Origin of the sequence: Lichenihabitans sp. Uapishka_5 (genome assembly GCF_033947565.1) — a bacterium.
Classification (GTDB): domain Bacteria; phylum Pseudomonadota; class Alphaproteobacteria; order Rhizobiales; family Beijerinckiaceae; genus Lichenihabitans.
In genome coordinates this window covers 1-3,388 of sequence record NZ_JARPVX010000159.1, presented here as the reverse complement: position 1 = coordinate 3,388, position 3,388 = coordinate 1, and the positions used below count along the sequence as shown (strand labels likewise).

The 3,388-nt window shown below is 62.6% G+C and carries 3 protein-coding genes; 1 reads left to right on the top strand and 2 read right to left on the bottom strand.

The window, feature by feature from the left end; all coding sequences use genetic code 11:
- Positions 1-1,338 precede the first annotated feature (1,338 nt).
- Positions 1,339-2,507 (top strand): IS630 family transposase gene (locus P7D22_RS22680; RefSeq protein ID WP_319936517.1). Its coding sequence is split into 2 segments (ribosomal slippage): positions 1,339-1,831 and positions 1,831-2,507, totalling 1,170 coding nucleotides; the frame shifts between segments, so codons are not numbered across the junction.
- 16 nt (positions 2,508-2,523) lie between these two features.
- On the opposite strand, the gene P7D22_RS22675 is transcribed toward P7D22_RS22680, so the two are convergent.
- A complete protein-coding gene (locus P7D22_RS22675; RefSeq protein WP_319936516.1) occupies positions 2,524-2,808 on the bottom strand; it encodes a hypothetical protein in 285 nt (94 codons plus the stop codon).
- A partial coding sequence (locus tag P7D22_RS22670; RefSeq protein ID WP_319936515.1) for an amidohydrolase family protein occupies positions 2,805-3,388 on the bottom strand: 584 nt, incomplete at its 5' end. The genes P7D22_RS22675 and P7D22_RS22670, both read right to left, overlap by 4 nt.

The window sequence follows — 3,388 nt, the reverse complement described above, 5'->3', positions numbered from 1 at the left end:
CGCCGAGCCCCCGCGCCCGCCCTCGACGCCAGCCCCGGCCCACGCCGGGGGCGCACTGGCCGAAGCCTTGCGCCGCGCCAAGACGAAACCATCCGGATGATCCGAGCGGATGCGCCGGTAAAGCGCAGCTGCGATATCTTTGAATATTCAGGAACAAGAGTCTGTGTCGTTACAACAAGATGATCCGCTCTCTTGCGTAAACTCGAGCACGTTCCGGATCCTTGTTCCCGAGCCGAACCGTACGGATCATCCAAAACAGTTTTGATAAGCTTCCAAGATATAGGCGATACCGATGACGACCTGAGATCCAGCGACAACCCAATGCATTGTGCTCTCCTGGTTGTATCTTCCCTAAAGTCAACTATGAGTATGCATTAATTTAAATGGCATTCAATACAGGTTGTAGAATAAATTCAGGAAGGCATGTTCCAACTTTGTTCAGCGATCCTGCGCAGGGTGTTCTGTGTATGTTTCTAAGCCGTACATGCTTCGTGCCAGATGCCGGAAAATGTTCCCGTTTCGGTTGGGGGCAGCGCCTGAATGCCTACATCCAAGCTGCAGTCCGCGCTCAAAGCCTCCGGCGTCGCTCCACGAATGCATCGTCTTGGCGGTGCCAAGAGGCAAACCGCATCGCTGAGGCTCAGGATGATCGATCCAGGTCATGCCAATCTATGCCATGTGTCGCCCAACGCAGCCTCGTCGAACACTGACGAAGCCGCAACCTGACGCTCGCCCAGTGGCGAGCTCAATCTAGAGCCGCGTTGAACGACCGGAGTCGACCGAAACCGAAATGCTGCTCCGGAGCAATCTCACTCAGAAAACGGACGTGTGTCTTTCAACCGCAAGACACGCCCATGGCCCGTCCTCCCGATTGAACATTTTCAATCGTGCCAGGCAGATGCCGGCTCGCCACTATGTGGATTACGGTTTGCCTATGTTGGCCAACGTCTCTGGAAAGCCTTCTGCCGTCGATCATCGTCGCCCCGACCAGATGCGATCACATCCACTTTTGCCGTTGTGGTGGCTTCATGCTCTATGTGTCGCGTGTTCGACGGTGCGCTCGCCACGGCGGACTGCCCGATGGAGGTCAGGCGTGCCGGTAAGCAGGTGCTCGGCTCCGGGATCGTAGAAGCACACCAAAGCCGCCTACGCTCAAAGATCCATGTTGCCATATGCATCAGCGATTCGCTGCGGCGTGGTCAGCCATACATTTTCGCGTCGAGCCGCGATGTATTCGAGCGCTCGCGTCAGGGTTGTAATACCAGCGAGTGACGAGCGTGACTCGTAGGGGTTTTCAGGCAGCCTGAAGTCTGAATCATCATGGCAACGGAGATTGCCATGGCGACGCCCATTCCCCTTCGCTCTGATTTCGACAGCACGGCGCTTCGCCGCATGGCGCGCGTCACGAAGGACGCGGATCAGGCGCGCCGGTTCCTGGCTCTGGCGCGGATCTACGACGGCGGCTCGCGCACCGAGGCGGCCACAATCGGCAGCGTCACGCTTCAGATCGTGCGCGACTGGGTGGTGCGGTTCAACGCGCAAGGGCCGAATGGGCTTTTGACCGGGCGATCGCCGGGTAGTCGGCCGAAGCTCGGCGACGAGCAGCGCCAAGCCCTGGCTCGGATGGTGGAGAGCGGCCCGATCCCGGCGATCCACGGGGTGGTGCGCTGGCGGCGCAAGGATCTCGCACACTGGATCTTCGAGGAATTCGGCATCTCGCTCGACGAGACGACGGTGGGACGCGAGTTGAAGGCGCTCGGCTTCGCCAAGCTGTCGGCCCGCCCGCGCCATCATGCGCAGAACGAACTCAAGGTAGACGCTTTTGAAAAGACTTCCCAGCCGAGCTGGCGGCTATCCAGGCCCGCCTCCCGCGCGGGACCGAGATCGAGGTCTGGTTCCAGGACGAAGCTCGCAGAGGGCAGAAGAACAAGATCACGCGACGATGGGCGGAGCTGGCCAGGGGCCACGGCGAGCGCAGCTCGACGGGGTGGCCAGCGGAGGGCAAGCGAGGAACCCGGCCGTCGGCGCCGCAGGATCAGCGCACCATGTGGACCTACATCTTCGGGGCCATCTGCCCGAAGAAGGGCAAAGGGGCCGGCCTCGTCATGCCCTATTGCGACACCGGCGCGATGAACCGTCACCTGACGGAGATCTCGGCCACCGTCGATCCGGGCGCCCACGCGGTCCTTATCCTCGACCAAGCCGGATGGCACGCGACCCCCAACTCTCCACCGGCTTCTCCAACAGGCTACGCCTGCTGGAGCCTCAAGCCGGCTCCGCTCACCGTGCCCGACAACATCACGCTCCTGTTCCTTCCACCCCGTGCCCCCGAACTCAATCCGCAGGAAAACGTCTGGCAGTTCATGCGCGACACCTGGCTGTCGAACCGCATCTTCGCCGACTACAACGACATCGTCGGCCGCTGCTGCGAGGCCTGGAACAAGCTCGTCGAGCAGCCATGGATCATCATGTCCATCGGACTACGCGACTGGGCGCATGCATTCTGATCAGCGCACGTTGGTATTAGACTGCGGTGTTAAGCAGGATGGCGGGCGTGATGCCGAACGAGGCGAGCCGGTCGATGAGCCGGAAGCCGCCGACGCGGTTGCCGTAGTCGCGCCAGGAGGTGTTGACGAAATCGGGCTTTGAGGCCCCCGCGAGCAGGTTCTCGGTCAACCCTTCGCTAAAATGGTAGTCCTCGACGCCGAGCGCGACATAGACCGCGAGGCGAGCGCCGTTCGGCCAAGTAAAGTCCGGGCGGCGTGTAATCGGCTGGTAGTCATACCGTCTGTGGCTCAGCAGCGTCATGCCCGTCCTCCCCCTGAAGCCGTATCGCCGACCCAGCGATTAGAGCCGACATCGCGCGTAGCAGCCCGGCCCACCATGGCCCGATAGGCCGAGAGCCAGCGATCGGCCGCGCGGCGGGCGGCCTCGAGCGCCGGCTGCCGGGCGCGGAAGAGGTCGCGCGCTTCGGCCAGCAGATCGACCTCGTCGAACATGGCGACGCGTGTGCCGTCGTAAACCACCTGTCCGGCCACGACCGTCAGGCGCACCGAGCCGCCGTTCTCGCAAGAAACGAGTTGCCGGTGCAGGTCGTTTAGCGGCGTGAAGGGCAGCGTATCGAGGTCAACCAACGCGAGATCGGCGAGGCGGCCGACCGCGACGGCGCCGGCGTCCCGGCCGAGGCGCATGGCTCGTGCGCCGCCCTCCGTCAGGCATTCCAGCACTTCGGTGGCGGTCGGCCAAAGGTCGGGGTCCGGCCCGGAGATGTTGTGGATCAGACCGGCCATCTTGGCCACGCCCCACATATTGATGCTGTCGTCCGCAATGGCTTCGTCGGTGCCGAGGCAGACCGGGATGCCGTGGTCGCGGATGCGACGGAACGGCA

What these genes read in the sequence shown, in the direction of transcription:
- P7D22_RS22675 (WP_319936516.1), bottom strand. Translation starts at nt 2,808, where the DNA reads ATGACGCTGCTGAGCCACAGACGGTATGACTACCAGCCGATTACACGC.